Genomic DNA, 19,639 nt, shown 5'->3' on the forward strand with positions numbered 1-19,639 from the left:
GAAATAAACAATTAAACGCTGGCATCGGCGCCCAGCTGGTGGATCGGCAGCAGCGCCGCGCCCACCGATACTGCGGATCCTCCCAGCCGGGACACATGCACCTGCGGCAGGCGCAGGCTGTCCAGCGCACTGCTCCAGCGTGCTGGCTGCTGCAGGTGTTGCCCAAGGGCCTCCAGTACCTGGCGGGGCAGTGAACCGGACAGGATCACGGCGCCGGGATCGAGCCAGGCGACGCCGGTATTGGCCGCTGCGCCCAGCTGGTTGCCCGCGCGTTCGGCCCAGGCGCTGATGATGCCGGTATGGCTTTCCAGGCAGGCCTCCAGCTCGAACAGCGATGGAATTCCAGCGCCCGCCTCGCGCAACGTGGCCAGCAGGTCGATGCCCGAGGGGCGCGGCGCGTCCATGCGGAACAGGCGGCCGATGTCGCCGGCATTGCCGAATTCACCGCGCATCACATCACGCCGATGGATCACGCCACCGCCCACGCCATGGCCGACATACAGCAGCAGCGCCGAAGTGCAGTCGCGGATCAGCCCGCTGTCGTAGTACTCCGCCAGCGCCGCCAGGGTTGCATCGTTCTCCACCCAGGCCGGAAAGCCAAAGTAGTCTTCAAAGAACTGGTCGTTGTCGATATCGCGCCAGCCATGCAGCCAGTCCACCGCGTGCCGGCGTGCCGGGCCGGTTTCGACCACGGGCCCGGGGACCGCCACGCCGAGGCCGAGGAAACGGGCGCGCATGAGCCCGGTGCTGCTGGTGAGGCTGCGCAGGCGCTGGTCCACGCAATGGACGAAATCGTGGGGATCTGCGCTGTCGAACGCGGTGGCATCACGGGCGATGACCTGGCCGGCGAAGTCCACCAGTGCGATCTCCAGCCAACCAGGATGCACCGTGGCACCGGCGGCATAGCCGCCCCGACCGGACAGCGCCAGTGGCACCGACGGACGGCCACGCTGGCCATCGGACAGTTGTCCCTGTTCCTCGATCACTTCCAGCATCAGCAGTTCACGCGCCAGGCGGGTCAACGCGCCGTTGTGCATGCCCAGCTGGTGGGCGATGGTGATGCGGGGAACGGCGCCCATCGTGCGCAACAGCCAGATGATGCGCTTGTGGTCGGCATCCAGCGCGATCAGCGGCTTGCGGCGCAGCCGCGATGTCGGGGCGAGGTTCACGGGCGCAGGCCCTCGGTACGTGCTGGCGGGATGGGCCAGGCCAATGCGGCCAGCGAAAGCAGGCTGCCGATGGCGACCAGCGAGACCAGGGTGGCCGCGGTGCCCGGATCGCCCGCCTGTATACCGGGCAGCACTTCGCCCAGCAGCAAGGAAGAGGCCGCGATGGATAGCTTCATGGTTCCGGTAAGCAGTGCAAAACAGCTGAGGTCATCGTCGCGTCCGCTATGGGCGGCATGGCGATGGGCGATCAGCGCGGTGCGTCGCCACAGTACCAGGCCGACGCTGGCCACTGCCGTCCCATGGATGGCGGCACATGCAATCGCTACAGGCGTGGAGGGGATGGCCAGATACCCGCCAACGGCGGCGACGGCCAGCACCGACATCAGCGCGAGCATCCCGGTCTCGCTGTGCAGCCTTGAACGCAGGCGCAGGCAGAGCCAGGGGGCAACCACCATGCCCGCCACCATCGCGAAGGTCAGTGCTGCCCCGTGTTCAGCGAAAGGGAACAGGCGCCCGGCCAGACCCACCAGTGCAGTCTCCGCCGCTGCGGCCAGCAGAACCGGCAGCAGTGCCGGCAGGGGCAGGGCAACAGCAGCGGACATCCCGGTTGCGGAGGGCCGTGGCGGTGTTGCGACGCAGGCCAGGGGAAGCGCAGCGGCCGCGATCAGCACGCCGATGATCATGCAGATCAACAACGCGTTGCCACTGCCCTGGGACGCAGGAGGACCGACCACGCTGAACAGCGCCGCGGCAATGCACAGCTTGGAAATGGGCACCACCACGGCGCGCGTGGAGACATAGCGCATGGCCTCGTCCTCGTCACGGGGCAGCAACGAAGTCAGTGCGTTCTGCGCCACGTCGTAGACCGCATAGCAGGTACGGAACAGCAACGATGCGACCAGCAATGGCAGGAAGGTGGGCCCGGCTGCGCTGTGCGGGCTGAATAGCAGGCAGGCGCTGGCGGCCGTGCCGAGCCCGCCGATGAGCTGCAGGCGCAGGGCGAGGCGCTGCTGGTTGCGCAGGCGGGTGAACACGGCGGCCAGCAGCAGATCGAGCAGGCTGCTGTAGGCCAATGAAATGGCCAGCAGCAGGCCGGTGTGGGCCGCCGGCAGCCCCAGGCGGGCGTGCAGGTAGTAGCCCAGCACCAGATCCACGAACGACCAGACCAGGGTGCGGGCAAAGTGGCCGGCGGCATAGAGGTGCCGTGGCGAGGGCTGCGTGTTCAACGCCGTGTAATGGGGGGAAGAGCCGGAGATGCTGGATCGTTCTACTACCCCTGTGTGACATGGCCCTGACATGGTGCGTGGCCGGGCGTTCAGCAAGCGGCTTGCACCCCCTGCCGCAGGCGCGCAGCATTCGCCCTGCTGCCCCCCATCACGCGTCACGCAGCGCTTTCTTCACTGGAACGGAGCAACGTATGAAACTGTTGTCCGCTGTGTTGTTGTCTGTGCTTTCGCTCTCCGCCGTTCCGGCGCTGGCAGTGGAAGCTTCGCCCTCACCGCTGCTGGGGCGCTGGTCGCTGGATATCGCCACGTCTGCGCTACCCGAAGCGCAGCGCCCAAAGCACGTGGTGCTGGAGTTCAAGGACGCCGGTGCGGGTCGTTGGAGTTCACACGTGGACATCGTCCTGCACGACGGCAAGACCATGAAGTCCGACGGCACGCTGGCGCTGGACGGCACGCCGGGGCCCTTGTCCGGCACCTACGGCGCGGACAAGGCCAACCTGAAACTGCCGGCGCCGAACACCCTGGTGATGCAGTTGGTGGACCATGGCACGCCAGCGTCCACCCGCATCTACACCGTAGCGGCCGACCGCACGACGATGACCGAGACCAAGGCGTTCTACAGCCATGACGGTACACCGATCCTGCAGACCAACCTGTTCAAGCGGATACCCTAGCGGTTCCGTCCGCACCACGCCCGCACAGCGGGCGTGGTGAACTCAGCAGCCTTACACCGCAGCCGGATCGCGCTTGCCGGTGTCGATGCCGTACCTGGCGATGGCCTCCTGCATCCGCGAACGCTCGATGCGACCTTCATCGGCCAGCGTCTTCAACGCTGCCAGCACGATGAAATGACGGTCCACTTCGAAGAACGTGCGCAGCGATTCACGCGTGTCGGAACGGCCGAAGCCATCGGTGCCGAGTGCGGTGAAGCGGCGGTCGTTGATGAAGGGGCGGATCTGGTCGCCGACGATCTTCATGTAGTCGGTGGCCACCACCACCGGGCCTTCATGGCCCTGCAGGCACTGCTGCACGTAGGGTACGCGCGGCTGCTCGGCCGGATGCAACAGGTTCCAGCGTTCGGCGGCCAGGCCATCGCGGCGCAGTTCGGTCAGGCTGGTCGCGCTCCACACATCGCTGGCGATGCAGAAGTCCTGCTGCAGCAGTTCTGCCGCGGCTTCCACTTCGCGCAGGATCGAGCCGGCGCCCATCAGCTGCACGCGTGGCTGCGAGGCGGCATCGGCGGCTGCCGGGTGCAGCAGGTAGAGGCCCTTCAGGATGCCGGTCTCGGCGCCTTCGGGCAGTGCCGGCTGCGGGTAGTTCTCGTTGAGTACGGTGATGTAGTAGTAGATGTCTTCCTGGTCGACATACATGCGGCGCAGGCCGTCATGGATGATCACCGCCAGCTCGTAGTTGTAGGTCGGGTCGTAGGACACGCAGCTGGGAATCACCGACGACAGCACGTGGCTGTGGCCGTCATCGTGCTGCAGGCCTTCGCCCATCAGCGTGGTGCGGCCCGACGTGGCACCGAGCAGGAAGCCGCGGGTACGCGCATCGGCAGCGGCCCAGGCCAGGTCACCGACGCGCTGCAGGCCGAACATCGAATAGAAGATGTAGAACGGAATCGTCGCCAGGCCGTGGTTGCTGTAGGCGGTGCCGGCGGCGATCCACGAACAGATCGCACCGGATTCATTGATGCCTTCCTGCAGGATCTGGCCGTCCTTGGCTTCCTTGTAATAGCTCAGCTGGCCGGCGTCCTGCGGGGTGTACAGCTGGCCCAGGTAGGAGTGGATGCCGATCTGGCGGAACAGGCCTTCCATGCCGAAGGTGCGCGATTCATCGGGCACGATCGGAATCACCAGCTTGCCCAGTTCCGGGTCCTTCAACAGGCTGGTGAGGATGCGCACGAAGCCCATGGTGGTGGACTGGCCGCGATCGCCACTGCCCTGCAGCTGGGTGTTGAAGATCGACAGTGGTGGCAGCGGCAGGGGATCGACCTTGGCCAGGCGCGCTGGCAACTGCCCACCCTGGATGCGGCGGCGCTCGGCGAAGTAGGCCGCCTCGGCGCTGCCCGGTTCCGGGCGCAGGTAGGGCATCTCCTCCAGCTGGTCGTCGCTGACCGGCAGGTTGAAGCGGTCACGGAAGGCACGCACCGCGTCGGCGCTCATCTTCTTCAGCTGGTGGTTGATGTTCTGGCCTTCGCCGGCTTCGCCCATGCCGAAACCCTTGACCGTCTTGGCCAGGATCACGGTGGGCCGGCCGCTGGTGTTCACTGCCTGCTGGTAGGCGGCGAAGACCTTCTGTGGATCATGGCCACCACGCGCCAGCGCCCAGATATCGTCGTCGCTCATGTGCGCGACCAGCTCCAGCAGCTCGGGGTAGCGACCGAAGAAGTGTTCGCGCACGTAGGCGCCGCTCTGCGACTTGAAGGTCTGGTAGTCGCCGTCCACGCACTCCATCATGCGCTGGCGCAGCAGGCCGCTGTGGTCGCGGGCCAGCAGGTCGTCCCAGCCGCTGCCCCAGATCAGCTTGATCACGTTCCAGCCGGCCGCGCGGAAGGTGCCTTCCAGTTCCTGGATGACCTTGGCGTTGCCGCGTACCGGACCGTCCAGGCGCTGCAGGTTGCAGTTGACCACGAACACGATGTTGTCCAGCCGCTCGCGGCCGGCCAGGGAAATTGCCGCCAGCGATTCGGGCTGATCCATTTCGCCGTCGCCGAGGAAGGCCCAGACCCTGCGGCCCTGGTGCTCTTTCAGGCCGCGGTATTCCAGGTAACGCATATAGCGCGCCTGGTAGGCGGCGGTCAGCGGGCCCAGCCCCATCGACACGGTGGGGAACTGCCAGAACTCCGGCATCAGGCGTGGGTGCGGATACGAGGACAGGCCTTCGCGGCCGGCTTCGCGGCGGAAGTTGTCCATCCGTGCCGGATCGATGCGGCCTTCCACGTAGGCGCGGCCATAGATGCCCGGCGCCGAATGGCCCTGGATGTAGATCATGTCGCCGTCGAAGGTGTCGGTGCGGCCACGGAAGAAGTGATCGAAGCCCACGTCGTACAGCACCGCTGCCGACTGGTAGGTAGCGATGTGGCCGCCGACGTTGGAATGCTTGCCGGCACGCAGCACCATCACCATCGCGTTCCAGCGGATCATCGCGTTCAGGCGGCGCTCGATGGCCAGGTCGCCCGGGTAGGCCGGCTGGCGCTCGGGCGGGATGGTGTTGACGTAGGCGGTCCAGGCACGGGTATGCAGGTCGCCGTGCTGCTGCGCGTCCAGATCGCTCAGCTGGTCGATCAGGTAGTGCGCGCGCGGCCGGCCGCCGGCCTGCATCACCGCCTCCAGCGATTCACGCCATTCCTGGGTTTCCAGTGGATCGGTATCGAAGGGAATGAGGGCTTGGTTCATGACTGTCTCCAGAGGGCGCCGGTCGGACTTCTGCCTGGGCGACAACACCGGCAGGGCGCACAGCACTGGAGCGGGGTCGCAACGGCGGGGGCCGTGACGCGAAGGGCGACCGTGGCGGCCACCGAGAAGACAAGCGTAGGCCTGCTCCCCACGCTTCGGTAGGCGTGCAGGGCTTGGGTCTCTGGCAAGCAAGGGTTGGTGCCGCGCGTCGTATCAAGGGCGGATGCGCTGGGCGCGGCCGCCGATCAGGCCGGGGACAGCCCAGGCAGGAACACCGGGATGATCGCCACGCCGACGCCCAGCAGGCACCAGGCGACGATGGGCAACCAGCGCGCCAGGCGTTGGGCGGGTTCCGATGCACGGCGGCCGCCGATCCACAGCAGCAGCGTGAGCACACCTAGCGCATAGGCGAGGACGACGATCACCGGATGCACATGGATGACCCGGCTGGGCGGCCACATCTGCTGCTGGTAGGCGGTGGTGTGGGCGACCAGCAGCAGGAACAGCAGGCTGCTGAGGGTGTTGATGGCGGTGCGTGCGTTGATGGGAGCACTCCTTGTGCGGGCTGCCGGGACATCGCAGGGGCCGCATTCTAGCGGCTGCCTGCCGGCTGTTGAAACGCCACTGTCATCGATGGCGGTCACCCTGCGGGGCTTTCCAGCCTCGGGGTGGTTGGCCGGCCGTGAACAGCGTGAGGATCTGGGAGAAGAGCTACGAACTGCGGCGCCGGCTGCTGCGTGGCTTCTTCCTGCGTCGCGGTTCGGCCAGCGAGGATGCCGAAGACCTGGCGCAGGAGGTCTATCTTCGCCTGCTGCGCAGCACCGGCGAAGATGCCGATGCGGTCGAGAACCCGGAAGCCTACCTGTTCACCGTGGCGGCCAACCTGGCGCGCGAGCACGCGCGCGCGCGGTCGTCGCTGCCGCCGCTGGAAGACGTCGACCTGCTGGCCGAAGTGCTGAAAAGCGAAGAAGACATCGAAGGCGAATTCGAGCGTGCGCAGCGCTGGAACGATATCCGCAGCACCATCGCACGACTGCCGGCAACCACGCGGCGGGTGATGGAGCTGCACTACCGCGACGGGCTGGACTGCCCGGGAATCAGCCAGCAGCTGCAGGTGTCGGTGCACATGGTGCGCAAGCACATCGGCAAGGGTCTGGAGGCCTGCAGGAAGGCGCTGGGCGCCAGGGAGCTCACATGAACCGGAATTCATCGCCCGTGGCCGACGACACGATCGCCTGCGAGGCCATGGACTGGTTCCTGCGCAATCGCGAGGGGCCGTTGGATGAGGCCGGGCGCGTCGCGTTCCTGGAGTGGATGAAGCGCTCGCCGGAGCATGTGCGCGCCTACATGCGCGCCCTCGCGCTTCACCGGCAGGTCGGTGAGGCGCTGCAATCGCCGTTGGCTGACGAGGCGGCGGTTCCACCGCGGCAGATCGCCGCCAAGGTGGTGCCGCTGTTCGGTAGCGTGCACGCGCCGCCGCGCGCTGTGCCGCGTCGCGGTCGTGCGCGCTGGTGGGTGGCGGCTGCCGCAGCCTGTATCGCCCTGCTCGGCGTGGGCCTGGTTCCGCAGGTGGCGCCCACCGAGCAGCTTTACAGTGCCGGACAGGGTGAACTTCGCGACCTGGTGCTGCCCGACCAGACCCAGGTGCGGCTCAACGCGGACAGCCGCCTGCGGGTACGCATGGGCTGGTTCAGCCGCAAGGTGGAGCTGCTGCAGGGTGAGGCCACGTTCGACATCGCCCGCGACCGCCGTCCGTTCGAGGTGCAGGTGAACGGCCTGGAGATCCGGGACATCGGCACGGTATTCGATGTGTCGCGACGGCTGCAGAGCACGCGCATCGGCGTGGTCTCCGGCGAGGTGGAGGTATGGAGCCAGGGTGCGGACGCCCGGCGTCTTGCGCAACTGGGCGAAGGCCGGGTGGTGCAGGTCGACGCGCGCAGCCATGCGGTCGAGTCATTGGACCTGCCATTGTCGATGCTGCTGGATTGGCAGCAGCGCAAAGTGTCCTTCCTCGACGAGCGGCTGGACGAGGTGGCCGCTGCCTTCAACCGGCACAACCAGGTGCAGGTGCGCGTGCTGGACGAAGGCGCGGCATCGGCACGGTTGTCGGGCAGTCTCGATGCGCATCGCATCGGTGCGCTGCAGGCCTTCCTCGAACGCGACCCGCGTTTCGTGGTGAAGCGCGAAGGCGACACCGTGCGGGTTGGCAGTCGCTGAGGCCGACGTGGCCGTTGACTGTCAGAAAAAATTCATCGAATCCGCGTTCTCCACTTCGGTGAATGCGGGCTCTTACTTGGGAGAAGCCGCTGCCGAGCCACGCAGCGGCGCCTGCTGCCTTCTCTCTTCCAAGGACCCGTGATGCGCAACACGCTCTACCTGTCGATCATCCTCGCCCTGTCTCCCTGCAGCGTGCCGCTGGCCTTCGCCGCCGGTGCCGATGGCCTGGAGGCGCGTGTATCCACGCCGATCGCGGCGCAGCCGTTGGCGCGTGCGCTGGAGCAGTTGTCGCGCAGTTCCGGGGTACAGTTCCTGTACTCGGCCGGCGGTGATGCCCGCATGGCCGGTGCGGTGCCGCGCGGTGCCACCGTCAGGCAGGCGCTGGACGCGCTGCTGGCAGGGACCGGCCTGGGTTACACCGTGGTCGATGGCAATGTCATCGCCATCGATCCGGCACCCGTAAGCAACGCGCCGAAGCCGGCCGCGCCGAAGCCGCGCGAGGCCGAGGCGGTGGTGGCGCCGACCCTGGATACGGTGAAGGTGATTGCCGCACATGAGGTCATCGACCAGAAGAAGTCGTCGCCGGTGATCAAGGATTCGGTGGTCTACGACGAAATGGACAGCTACGGCGACGAGACACTGGCCGAGAGCCTGATGGCCGCTCCAGGCCTGAGTGCGGTAGAGGATGCCGGCGAGCCACGCTACGTGACCGTGCGCGGCGTGCAGGCCAACCTCAACTACACCACCATCGATGGCATCGCGATTGCCAGCGTGGGAGGCAGTGGCTCCGGCGAGCGCATGAACAACCTGCAGCTGATTCCCAGCGACATCGGCACCCGTACCGACATCTACAAGAGCTTCAGTGCGGAGCAGGCACCGGATGCGATCGGCGGCGTGATCGACATCATCAGCCGCAGTGCCTTCGACCGGTCGGGCAAGTACGTGTTTGCCGATGTGGCAGGCATCTATTCCACCGCCGAGACCAACGTCGAGCGCAGCGCAGGCGGCAACCACGAGACCCGGGGCCACTTCGGCAAGAGCGCCAAGATGGTGTTCTCCAACCAGTTCGGCGTCGACCAGGAGTTCGGCATCGTTGCGGTGGCACGCTATGAGCAGCGTTCACGCAACAGCGTCAAGCGCTGGGTGGAGTCGAACTACTACTACAACGACGCTGGCAAATACCTCACCGACGGTACCACCGGTCCGGACGAGGCCAAGGGCTGGAACGGGCTGCGTGCGCCTGGCAACTTCAGCACCGGTACCTATACCAACTTCATCACCAACTTCGGTGGCTCCGCCAAGCTTGAGTGGAAGCCCTCGGATGATCCGTTCTACGCATCGCTGCTGCTGTACTCGTACCGGTTCTACGAGAACTCGACGATGAACAAGACTGATCTGTACGGCAACGCCAAGTTTCCGATCCGCAACCAGACCGAGGACAGCGGCACCACCCAGATCAACAGCATCTACATCAAGAACCGCCACGACCGCTGGGACCGCAGCAACCGTGGCGCCATCGCCAGCTTCAACTGGGACATGGGCGACCGCTCGCGGCTGACCCTGCGTGGCGGCCATACCGAAGAGACCTTCCACAACAACCAGGTCTACTGGGGTGTGCGCGCCTACCCAGGCAATCTGTTCGTCGACTACGAGAACGACAGCCACGGGTTCCCCAACGCGGTTGCGGTTTCCGATTCCAGCCTGCTGACCAGCTCGGCGTTCAAGCTCAATCCGGCGCAGGCCTATGTCTCCCCGCGCGATGCAAAGGAGAGCATCGACAACCTGCGCGCCGACTTCAGCTACAACATCGACGCCGATGCGCGTGGCTTCGGCCTGGCCGCCGGCGCCGAATACCGCCATCTTAAGATCTGGCAGGACATCGACTTCGACTACTTCAAGAGCAGTGCCACGCTCAACGACTACCTGTATCCGGGTTCGACGCTGCTGGGCAGCGTGCCGGGCTTCCCGCTGATCGACAACCGCAAGTGGAACGAGGAACTGCTGCCGAAACTGGGCAGCAACAATGCGGCGTATCCAAATGCCAACTTCACCAGCGACTACAAGTATGTAGAGGACATCACCAATGCCTATGTATCCGCGCACTATGCCTGGGACCGGCTGCTGCTGATCGGCGGCCTGCGCTACGACCACACCCGCTTCGATGCCTACAGCCCATTCAGCGATGATGGCGGAACTACCTATACCTCCGCCTTCCGCAACACGAGCGGTGGCTACAACAACCTGCTGCCTTCGTTGAATGCGACGTTCAAGCTGAGCGAGGACCAGCGCCTGCGCTTCTCCGCCAGCCGCACGCTGGGCCGGCCGACGCCGAGCAACATCGCCCAGGCCACCAGCACCAGCTGTGGCGATGACGAGGAGGGCAGGGGCTTCTGCACCATCAAGCAGGGCAATGCCGACCTGCAGCCACGCCGTTCCACCAACATCGACCTGGCGTGGGACCTGTATTTCAACGGCAACAACGGCCTGGTCTCGGTGGCGCTGTTCGACAAGGTGATCAAGGACGACATCTACACCCTGACCACCTTCGAGAACGTGGGCGATACCCGCTACCGGGTGACCCAGCCGATGAACACCGATGAGTCCACGCTGCGCGGCGTCGAGTTCGCGGTGGCCAACCGCAACCTGCAGTGGGGCCGCCAGCGTTTCGACATGTACTTCAACGCCACGCGGCTGGAAGGCCAGACCAACTACCGCATCACTGATGGCACCGAGCGCCGCCTGGACCGCCTGCTGTACCAGCCGGACTGGTCGCTCAATGGCTCGGTGATCTGGCGCATGCCGTGGAAGAGCGCGCAGCTGCGCCTGTCCGGCACCTACCGCAGCCGGATGCTGGTCGACTTCGGCGACACCCAGTGGCTGGATTCGTACTACGACCCGTACATGACCTTCAACATGGGCTTCAGCCACAAGGTCAGCAAGCACGTGACGCTGAAGTACGAGGCCAAGAACCTGTTCAATACCCAGCCGACCTACAGCACCGGCCCGAACGGGCGCTTCCGTACCGAGATCGACGACTACGGCCGCTTCTTCTACTTCCACATCATCTACAACTGAGGGCACAGCCGTGGATACGATCAATCGCAGGCGATTCCTGGCCCTGGCCGGTCTGTCCGCTGCCGGTGCCTGGATGGGCACGGCACACGCGCTGGCCGCGCAGGCCGATGCCACCGCGCTGAACCCGCGCAACCTGCTGGCCAAGCCGCGTTTTGCCAGCACACCCTTCACCCTGGGCGTGGCCTCGGGTGATCCATCGGCCGATGGCATGGTGCTGTGGACGCGCCTGGCGACCGAACCGCTGGTGTTCGGCGGTGGCATGCCGGCCCGTCCGATGCGGGTCGATTGGCAGCTGGCAGCAGACGAAGGCATGCGCAAGGTGGTACGCCAGGGGGCGGCGATGGCGCATCCCGAACTCGGCCACGCCGTGCACGTGGAACTGTACGGGTTGGCGCCCGGACGGCCCTACTGGTACCGCTTCACCGTCGGTGGCCACGCCAGTGCGGTCGGCTGCACCCGCACGCTGCCCGCAGCCACGGCCGTGGTGGACCGTGTGCGCTTTGCGGTGGCCGGTTGCCAGCACTACGAAGAAGGCCACTACACCGCGTGGCGGCGCATTGCCGAGGAGCCGCTCGATTTCGTCTTCCACTACGGTGATTACATCTACGAAGGCGAAAGCCAGCCGGGCCTGCGGAAGATGAACGGCCAGCCGTTCACCAACCTGCGCAACCACGTGGGGCCGCAGACCTACACGCTGGACGATTACCGCCGCCGCTACGCCCAGTACAAGAGCGATGCCGACCTGCAGGCCGCGCATGCGGCGGCACCGTGGTTCGTCACCTTTGACGACCATGAAGTGGACAACAACTGGGCCGGTGCCGAAGACCAGGATGACACGCCCAGCGAAGTGTTCTTGCTGCGTCGCGCACAGGCGTTCCAGGCCTACTACGAGAACATGCCGCTGCGCCGCTCGGCATTCCCGCGCGACGGCCACATGCAGATGTACCGGCGCGCGCGCTACGGCACGCTGATGGATCTGCACCTGCTCGACACCCGCCAGTACCGCAGCAAGCAGGTGAACATGGCGCTGCGTGAGGAGGTGGAATCGGCGGAGCGCAGCATTGTGGGGGCGAAGCAGGAACGCTGGCTGTTCGACGGCCTGGCCGATGCCGCACCGCGCTGGCATACCGTCGCCCACCAGGTGGCGCTGGGCAACTACATGCGCGAGAAGGACGGGGTGGTGCAGGCGTCCGACGACCAGTGGTCAGGCTATCTGGACAGCCGCCGGCGCCTGCTTGACCACATCCAGAAGGTGGGCTTCGGCAACGTGGTGACCGCCTGCGGCGACGCGCATCGCCACTATGCCAGCGATCTGGTGCAGGACCACCGTGACTCGGGTGTGATCTCCAGCGAGTTCCTCGCCACGTCGATCACTTCCGGCGCCGATGGCCAGGGTGTGGACGCGTATGCCAGGAACCAGCTTGCGCACAGCCCCTATCTGAAGGCGACCACCGACAAGCGTGGCTACGTGCTGTGCGATGTCACCCGCGATGCGTGGATCGGCGACATGAAGACGCTGGATACCGTGATGCAGCCGAATGGCGCGGTGCAGAGCTGGAAGCGCTATGCGGTGGAGCATGGCCGGCCAGGGTTGCAGGAGGCCTGATCAGCCCAGCCCCTGCGTAGAGTCGAGCATGGCTCGACTCTACAACGGCCGGGTTGCTCAATCGTGCTCGAACCGCAATGGCTCGCCGCCCATCGCCGGGTCACTGGTGCCGGGGCGTCCATCCTCGGCGCGGCCGGCCAGGCGCAGGGTACTGTCACCTGCACCGATGTGCAGGTCGTACCAGCCTGCGGTGGGCGTTGCATCCCACGCCAACGAAGTCTCTGCATGCGCCGGCAGTGCCACCGTCTGCTCCGGCATGTGTCCGGCATAGGCGCCAGCCTGCACACGCACCTGCTGTGCGCTGTCATCCAGGTTGCGCAGGTGCAGCCGCAGTTGGCCATCCGTGCGATCAATTGAAGCCTGCACGGCAGGATCCTTGGCCGCCCCCTGGAAGTGGCGGTGGAAGCCGTTTGGGCCCAGCAGCCACAGGTCATAGCGGCCCTGGGCATCGAGCGGCCAGCGCTCGCGCAGCGGCATGCCCGGCAGCAGCGTGTAGCGGCGTGGCACCGCATCCAGCCGCAGCCGGTCGTAGACATGCAGCACCGCCGCCGCACCTTCGCAGGCCAGCGCCAGATCCACGCCCGAGGCGTCGACCGCAGCAATCGATGCCTGCGGCCGATAGGGCAGGGCGCGTGCAGGGCGTACGCCGCTTTCCTGCTTCGCTGGCTTCAGCCCCTCCGGCAGCGCCGGCACGGTACGCCGTGGCAGCGCCGCCGCTCGTGCCGCCACCGCGCTTACATCGGGCAGGCCGCGCACGAACGGGCGGATATCGCGCTGGGCGAAGTCGAAGGCGCCCGTCAGGTCACCGCAGACCGCTCGGCGCCACGGCGAGATGTCCGGCGCGGCGACACCAAAGCGACGTTCAATCAACCGTATGACCGAGGTGTGGTCGTACACCTGTGAATCGACCCAGCCACCACGGCTCCACGGCGAGATGACGTACAGCGGCACGCGGGGGCCGAGACCATACGGGCGTCCGCGCAGCTCGGCAGCATCGTACTTTTCGTCGCCCGGCGCGGGATGACGGTGATACTCGCCCTCGGTGCTGACCGACGAGGCACCTGCCCATCCACCGTTCACCGGTGAGGGAGGGGCAGGTGGTGGCATGTGGTCGAAGAAGCCATCGTTCTCGTCGAACATCAGCAGCAGGGCGGTGCGGCTCCACACCTCCGGATCGGCGGTCAGTGCGTCCAGCACGCGTGCGGTATAGGCCGCACCCTGTGCCGGGCTGGAAGGACCAGGATGCTCGCTGCCTGCGGCATCGGCGATGATGAAACTGACCTGCGGCAGGCGCCCCCCGATCACGTCCTGGCGCAGCTGCGCCAGGCCACGCGTGCTGACCCCGCGTGCGCGCAGCTGCGGGTCATGCCCCGGCGCAGCGCGATGGGCCTGGCGGAATGCCTCGAAGCCGGCCAGCGGGTTGTCCGTGAAGTTGTCGGCCATGTCCTGGTAGATCTGCCAGGACACGCCGGCGTTCTGGAGGCGCTCGACATAGCTGGTCCAGCGGTAGGACGCCGGGTGCCCGCCCTGTTCGGGGAAGTTGTCGTGCGAGTTGGCGATCACCGGGCCGCCAGCACGCGCGCGTGCATCATTGTGGCCGGTCCACAGGAATACCCGGTTCGGGTTGGTGCCGGCCTGCATCGCGCAGTGGTACGCATCGCAGAGGGTAAAGGCATCGGCCAGCGCGAACTGGAACGGCAGGTCGCTGCGCTGGAAGTAGCCCATCGAGTGGTTCTGCTTGGCCTTCGGCCAGTGCCCCATGCGCCCGTGGTCCCAGGCGCGCTGCGCATCGGGCCAGGTGTGTGGCGTGCCTTCCACCCGCATGTAGCCGAAGTGCGCGGCGGTATCCAGCGGGAAGGGCGCGATCGCACGCTTGCCGCTGGCATCGGGCTGCAGCCACAGGCTGCGCACGCGGCCAGCGGCCTGCAGCGCGGCAGCCGGGGCCACGAAGCGGTCGCCGAAACCACGTACACCCGGCAGCGTGCCGAAGTAGTGGTCGAACGAACGGTTCTCCTGCATGAGCACCACGATGTGCTGCAGGTCTTCGAGGCTGCGCGTCTGCGCGGCGGGGGCGATCGCTGCGGCCCGGGCGATGCTGGGCAGCAGCGGGGAAAGGCCGGCGGCAACGCCGGCCTGCAACAACCGGCGTCGGCCGATATCGGTCACGGGCTCACTCACAGGTCCACGCGGAAGGAGATGCCGACGGTGCGCGGAGCGCCGATGAAGGCGTTGTCGCGGCCGTCCACCCCTGCAAGATACCGCTTATCGGTGAGGTTGCTCACCACCAGGTTGGCACCCATGCCCTTCAGGCGCGGCGACAGGCCCTGCAGGTCGAAGCCGATGTTGGCGTTGAACACGGTGGCCGAGGGCAGCTTGTTGACGTTGGCGGCATCGAGGTAGCGCGTGCCGAGGTAACGGCCGGAGAGGCCGAAGTTCCAGTTGGCGCCCTGCCAGTCGGCCGACAGCACCAGGGTGTTCTCCGGCTGGCCGATCACCTTGGCACCGTCGACGATGCCCAGCTGGGTATCGCGCGCGGCGTTGCCGCTGCCGAGGTACTTGGAGCGGTTGTAGGTGTAGGCCGCGTTGATCCGCCAGCCATTGTCCCAACCATAGCCGAACGCCGCTTCCAGGCCGTTGCTTTCCACGCCACCGAAGTTCTCGTAGACGCCGTCGGTCTCGCCCAGGTAGTCGATGCCGCTGACGAAGCCCGCGGGCAGGTAGACGATGCGGTTGTCGAACTTGATGTTGTAAAGCGTGACCGAGGCGGTCAGCGGCCAGCGGCTGATGCGCATGCCCACTTCGATGTTGTCGGCGGTTTCGGGCTCGACGTTGCGGAAGCGCTGCGGGTCGGTCTCGCCAAGCACGCCGGACGGAATCGCGGCGAAGTTCTGCGAGAAGCCGGCGAACAACTCCATGCCTTCCACGCCGGGTGCCCAGGTGAAGCCGGTGGACAGCAGTGGATCGGACTTGGAATCGGAGGTGACGTGCTCGCTGGCACCGATCACGCGGCGGCGCGACTGGTCGACGAAGAACTGCTTGACGCCCAGGCGCGCGCTGAACGGACCGAAGCGGGCCACGTCCTCGACGTAGTACATCTGCTCGTCGACCTTGTATTTGTCCTCGAACTGCACCCAATACGGCTGGTGGTCGAAGTCGATGCTCTGGCCGACATTGAGCAGGCGATGCCAGTCGCGGCGTGCCGAACGGTCCAGCTTCTCCACCCACAGGCCGCCACGGATCGTGTTGTCGACCGCTCCGAAGGTCTGTCGCCACTCGACATCGGCGGTCACGCCCATGCGGTCGTTGTCGTAGTGCGTGTGGCGATACGACTGCGCGCCCAGCACGTTGCCGGCGTAGCAGTTCGGATCATATTCGGCGGTGAAGCCCAGCCGTGGCGTGCAGCTGGCCAGGCGCTGCGCGGCGCTGCCGTCGGGATTGACGAAGAAGATCTGGCCACGGTTGCTGCCGCCGTACACGGTCTTTCCACCGATGTACTCCGACTCGGGGCGGCCCGCACCGTCATCGCTGACCTGCGCCAGGTAGGGTGGCAACCAGTCGCCACGGCCCTGCATGCGGTGCCCGTAGGCGGCCACCGAGGTCTTGAATCCATTGCCGCCGTCAAAGGCTGCGCGAAGGTAGCCGAAGGTGTTCTCGCGCAAGGCGCGCGAACCGGAGCGGTAGTTCTGGTCCAGGTACGGAATGCCGGTGAGGGTGCCGACCAGGTTGTCGCGCTCGGGATTGGTCGCGAACCCCTTCGGCGAGACGCTGGTGTATTCGGGCTCGTCGGCATCGTTGTAGGACAGGTAGCCGGTCAGGGTCCAGCGGTCCAGTTCGGTGATGAACTTGCCGGCGATGTGGTCGTTGCTGGCGTGGCCGGTGCCATCGATCCAGTCGTGCACGCGTGCGGAAGAAGCGCTGACCCAGGCGCGGGTGTGGCCGCCGAGCAGGCCGGTGTCGTAGCGCACGTAGTACTTGCGTGCCTCGTTGTCACCGGCGCCGACCACGAAACGCAGGCGGCTGTCCTGCAGCGGATCGCTGGTGAGGAAGTTCAGGGTGCCGCCGAGGGCCTCGTTCGAGCGCGAGGAGATATCAGCGGTGCCCTGGCTGACTTCCACCGTCTCCAGGTCGAGGGTGTCGATGTAGCGGTTGGCCAGTGAGCCGCCACCGTAACCTGAGCCGCCATTGGGCAGGCCGTCGATGGTGGTGCCGATCTGCTGCGTATCGCGGTTGGTGACGAAGCCGCGCATGCTGATCTGCGTGCCCCACACCGACGAGCCGGTGGCATCGGCCTCGCTGATCACCACGCCCGGCACTTCATTGAGCGCGTCGTTGACGCTGCTCATCACCGTCTGCCGGTTCAGCGTTTCCGCGCGCACCGAGGTCTTGGCGTAGCTGGTGGCCTGGCCGATCACCTGTACCTGGTCCAGGGTACGGGCGTCAGTGCTGCGCGCTTCGGCCGCGTCGCCCTGCGGTGCTTCGGCCAGGGCGTCCAGGGCGGGGGCGATCAGCAGGGCCAGCAGCGAGACACGGGGAAAGCGCGCAATCGTTCGCATCGAAACCGGACCTTCAGAGGGAGGAAACCCCGGAGTGTCGGCAGCGCCAATGACATCGGCATGACGTGACGATGCAGGAATCGTGTTGTGCGACGGCCGGCACCTGCTGCCTGCTTCAGTACCGCGCGTCCTTGGGTTTCGGGTCGCGCGGCCAGTCCTTGGCCTTGTTGGCAAAATCCGGCCGCGGCTGGTTGATGAAGTAGCTGGCGATGTCCACCGCATCCTGGTCGGGCATCGCCTGCTGGCCCAGTGGTGGCTCGCGGGTCACCGCCGGTGGCATGTTGTGCTTGACGAAGCCGGCGGCCCTGTACAGGCGCGCCATGCCGGCGCCGATGTTGAAGCTGTGGTCGCCCCATAGCGGCGGGAAGGCGATGTCACCGCTGGCGTCGCGCCGTCCTTCGCCGTTGTCGCCATGGCAGGCGGCGCACTGCACGGCGTACAGCGCCTGGCCGCGGACCGGGTCCGGGGTCAGCGTGCTGTCGATGGGCCCCTCACTGGGGGCGGCCACCTTTGCACCGTCCGGCACAGGACTGCTCAACCACGCCATGTAATCGAGCATCGCGCGCATCTGCGGTGAGTCCTTCGGCAGCGGCTTGCCGTTCATCGAACGCTGCAGGCAGCCGTTGATGCGCTCGGTCAGCCCGATCACCTTGCCCGGACGCGGCATGTAGCGCGGATAGGCGCCGCCGCCGGTATTGAAGTAGTGATTGCCGAAAGGCCGCTTGCCCTCGGCCATGTGGCACGAGTTGCAGTTCAGATCGTTGCCGACATTGTCCGGCAGCAGCCGTGCGGTCTCGTTGAGGATGCGGCGGCCGAGCATCACCGATTCGGCATTGCCGAGCCCAGCGATTTCTTCGGCGCTGGGCGCATGGTAGTGGCCGACCACCTTGCCCTGCGCATCGAGGATATCGATCGTGCTGGCCACGGCGGCATCCAGATCCGGGTACAGATGACGGTAGGCGAGGGTACCGGCGCCGGCCAGCACTACGAGGGTGATCGCACTGCCAATCAGCAGGCGGGAACGCGTGCGCGAACGCTTCATTGTGCGGCCTCCTGCGGAACGTAGTGCACCGGCTTGTCGCGCACCACCCGGCGCATGCGCGCCACGTCGACCTCGCTCACCGCGCTGGCCTGGTTGCCCCAGCCGCTGCGGATGAAGGTCAGGATCTGTGCCAGCTGCGCATTCGGTAGCTGCTCGAAGCCGGGCATGGTGAAGGCCATGCGGTCGTGCGGGGTATGCGGCGTGCGGCCGCCGATCAGGGTTACCTGTACCAGCGAGCTGGGATCGTCAGCGAACACGATCGAGTTGCCGGCCAGGGCCGGATAGACGCGCGGCATGCCGCGCCCGTCGGCACGGTGGCAGGCCTGGCAGTGCTCGGCATAGGCCAGCGAACCGGCCACGCGGTAGTCACCGCTGCGCAGTGCGGCGGTGGTGGTGTCGGTACCGGGCGACCACTGCGCACTGCGGCCCTCACGCGCCGGCAGCTGTTTCAGGTAGCGGGCCATGGCCAGCAGGTCGGTGTCGGACAGGTACTGCGTGCTGTGCTCGACCACGTCGGCCATGCCACCGAAGGCTGCCGATCGATCGGTGCGGCCGGTGCGCAGGAAGTCGACGATCTCGTCCTCGCTCCAGCTGGCCAGGCCGGTCGATTCATTGCGCAGGTTCTTCGCATACCAGCCTTCCAGCACCGAGCCGGACAGGAACTGGCGGCTGCCATCATCGGCCATCGCCTTTTCCTGGAACGCCAACCCGCGTGGCGTGTGGCAGGCGCCGCAGTGGGCCAGGCCTTCCACCAGTTCGGCGCCGCGCTGTTGGCTGGCATCCAGCGACGGATCCGGGTTGAACGTGCGCGGGCGTGCGAACAGCAGCTGCCACCAGGCCAGTGGCCAGCGCATGTTGGCCGGCCACGGGATCGTGCTGTCGGCGTTGTCCTGCTTCACCGGCTGCACCGAGCCCATGAAGTAGGCGTACAGCGCCTTGATTTCGGCGTCGCTGGCGATCACGTACGAGGCGTACGGCATGGCCGGATACAACGGCTGCCCATCGTGACGGATGCCGCGACGTACCGCGCGTTCAAAGTCGGCGTAGTCGTAGGCACCGATGCCGGTCTGCGGATCGGGCGTGATGTTGGTCGAGTAGATCGTGCCCATCGGCGTCTGCATGCCAAGGCCACCGGCGAACGGCTTGCCGCCGGGCGCGGTGTGGCAGGCGGCGCAGTCCGCGGCGCGCGACAGGTACTGTCCCTGCGTGATCAGCGTCGGATCGTGGATGTCGACCTGCGCCGTCTGTCGCGGTGCGAACCAGTAGGGCGTGGTGCGGGCGATGCCGTAGGCGGCGGCCAGCGTGGCGGCCAGGGCAATGGCGAGCTTGAACGAGGTGCGCATGGCAGCACTG

At 66.5% G+C, this 19,639-nt stretch carries 13 protein-coding genes; 5 read left to right on the plus strand and 8 right to left on the minus strand.

The window, feature by feature from the left end:
• Positions 1-11: 11 nt before the first annotated feature.
• A complete protein-coding gene (locus tag EZ304_RS17345; protein ID WP_142807703.1) occupies positions 12-1,169 on the minus strand; it encodes an ROK family protein in 1,158 nt (385 codons plus the stop codon).
• On the minus strand, positions 1,166-2,395 hold the full coding sequence (locus tag EZ304_RS17350; RefSeq protein WP_142807704.1) for an MFS transporter: 1,230 nt from the start codon (positions 2,393-2,395) through the stop codon (positions 1,166-1,168). Before EZ304_RS17350 ends, EZ304_RS17345 begins: the two co-directional genes overlap by 4 nt.
• A gap of 191 nt (positions 2,396-2,586) precedes the next feature.
• On the opposite strand from EZ304_RS17350, the gene EZ304_RS17355 reads away from it, so the two are divergent.
• A complete protein-coding gene (locus EZ304_RS17355; protein WP_099554306.1) occupies positions 2,587-3,069 on the plus strand; it encodes a LuxR family transcriptional regulator in 483 nt (160 codons plus the stop codon).
• Positions 3,070-3,120: 51 nt separating this feature from the next.
• On the opposite strand, the gene aceE is transcribed toward EZ304_RS17355, so the two are convergent.
• Both aceE and EZ304_RS17365 read right to left on the minus strand, forming a co-directional pair.
• Complete coding sequence (aceE, locus tag EZ304_RS17360; protein WP_142807705.1) at positions 3,121-5,793, minus strand: pyruvate dehydrogenase (acetyl-transferring), homodimeric type; 2,673 nt, start codon at positions 5,791-5,793, stop codon at positions 3,121-3,123.
• Positions 5,794-6,038: 245 nt separating this feature from the next.
• Entirely contained in the window at positions 6,039-6,437 is a 399-nt protein-coding gene (locus EZ304_RS17365; protein WP_142807706.1) for a hypothetical protein, read from the minus strand.
• 38 nt (positions 6,438-6,475) lie between these two features.
• Between EZ304_RS17365 and EZ304_RS17370 the strand changes: the two genes are divergently transcribed.
• From EZ304_RS17370 to EZ304_RS17385, 4 genes are all read left to right on the plus strand, one after another.
• Positions 6,476-6,991 (plus strand): RNA polymerase sigma factor, encoded by a 516-nt coding sequence (locus EZ304_RS17370; RefSeq protein WP_072166673.1) that lies wholly within the window; start codon positions 6,476-6,478, stop codon positions 6,989-6,991.
• Complete coding sequence (locus EZ304_RS17375; protein WP_142807707.1) at positions 6,988-8,010, plus strand: FecR family protein; 1,023 nt, start codon at positions 6,988-6,990, stop codon at positions 8,008-8,010. Before EZ304_RS17370 ends, EZ304_RS17375 begins: the two co-directional genes overlap by 4 nt.
• 141 nt (positions 8,011-8,151) lie before the next feature.
• Positions 8,152-11,085: a TonB-dependent receptor gene (locus tag EZ304_RS17380; protein WP_142807708.1), complete on the plus strand. Its 2,934-nt coding sequence runs from the start codon at positions 8,152-8,154 to the stop codon at positions 11,083-11,085.
• A 10-nt stretch (positions 11,086-11,095) separates the two neighbouring features.
• The gene (locus EZ304_RS17385; RefSeq protein ID WP_142807709.1) at positions 11,096-12,691 is read left to right on the plus strand and encodes an alkaline phosphatase D family protein; all 1,596 of its coding nucleotides are present in this window, start codon (positions 11,096-11,098) and stop codon (positions 12,689-12,691) included.
• A gap of 57 nt (positions 12,692-12,748) precedes the next feature.
• Here EZ304_RS17385 and EZ304_RS17390 read toward each other — a convergent pair whose 3' ends face one another.
• The 4 genes from EZ304_RS17390 to EZ304_RS17405 all read right to left on the minus strand — a co-directional run bounded on the left by EZ304_RS17390 (position 12,749) and on the right by EZ304_RS17405 (position 19,629).
• Positions 12,749-14,857, minus strand: a complete 2,109-nt coding sequence (locus EZ304_RS17390; RefSeq protein ID WP_142807710.1) for a phosphocholine-specific phospholipase C — start codon at positions 14,855-14,857, stop codon at positions 12,749-12,751.
• An 8-nt stretch (positions 14,858-14,865) separates the two neighbouring features.
• The gene (locus EZ304_RS17395; RefSeq protein ID WP_142807711.1) at positions 14,866-17,244 is read right to left on the minus strand and encodes a TonB-dependent receptor; all 2,379 of its coding nucleotides are present in this window, start codon (positions 17,242-17,244) and stop codon (positions 14,866-14,868) included.
• 115 nt (positions 17,245-17,359) lie between these two features.
• Positions 17,360-18,286 (minus strand): c-type cytochrome, encoded by a 927-nt coding sequence (locus EZ304_RS17400; RefSeq protein ID WP_142807712.1) that lies wholly within the window; start codon positions 18,284-18,286, stop codon positions 17,360-17,362.
• Positions 18,283-19,629 carry a c-type cytochrome gene (locus EZ304_RS17405; protein ID WP_142807713.1) on the minus strand — a complete coding sequence of 449 codons (1,347 nt, stop codon included), beginning with the start codon at positions 19,627-19,629 and terminating at the stop codon, positions 18,283-18,285. The genes EZ304_RS17400 and EZ304_RS17405 overlap by 4 nt, the downstream gene beginning before the upstream one ends.
• Positions 19,630-19,639: the final 10 nt, after the last annotated feature.

This window comes from Stenotrophomonas maltophilia (assembly GCF_006974125.1).
Lineage (GTDB): Bacteria > Pseudomonadota > Gammaproteobacteria > Xanthomonadales > Xanthomonadaceae > Stenotrophomonas > Stenotrophomonas maltophilia_O.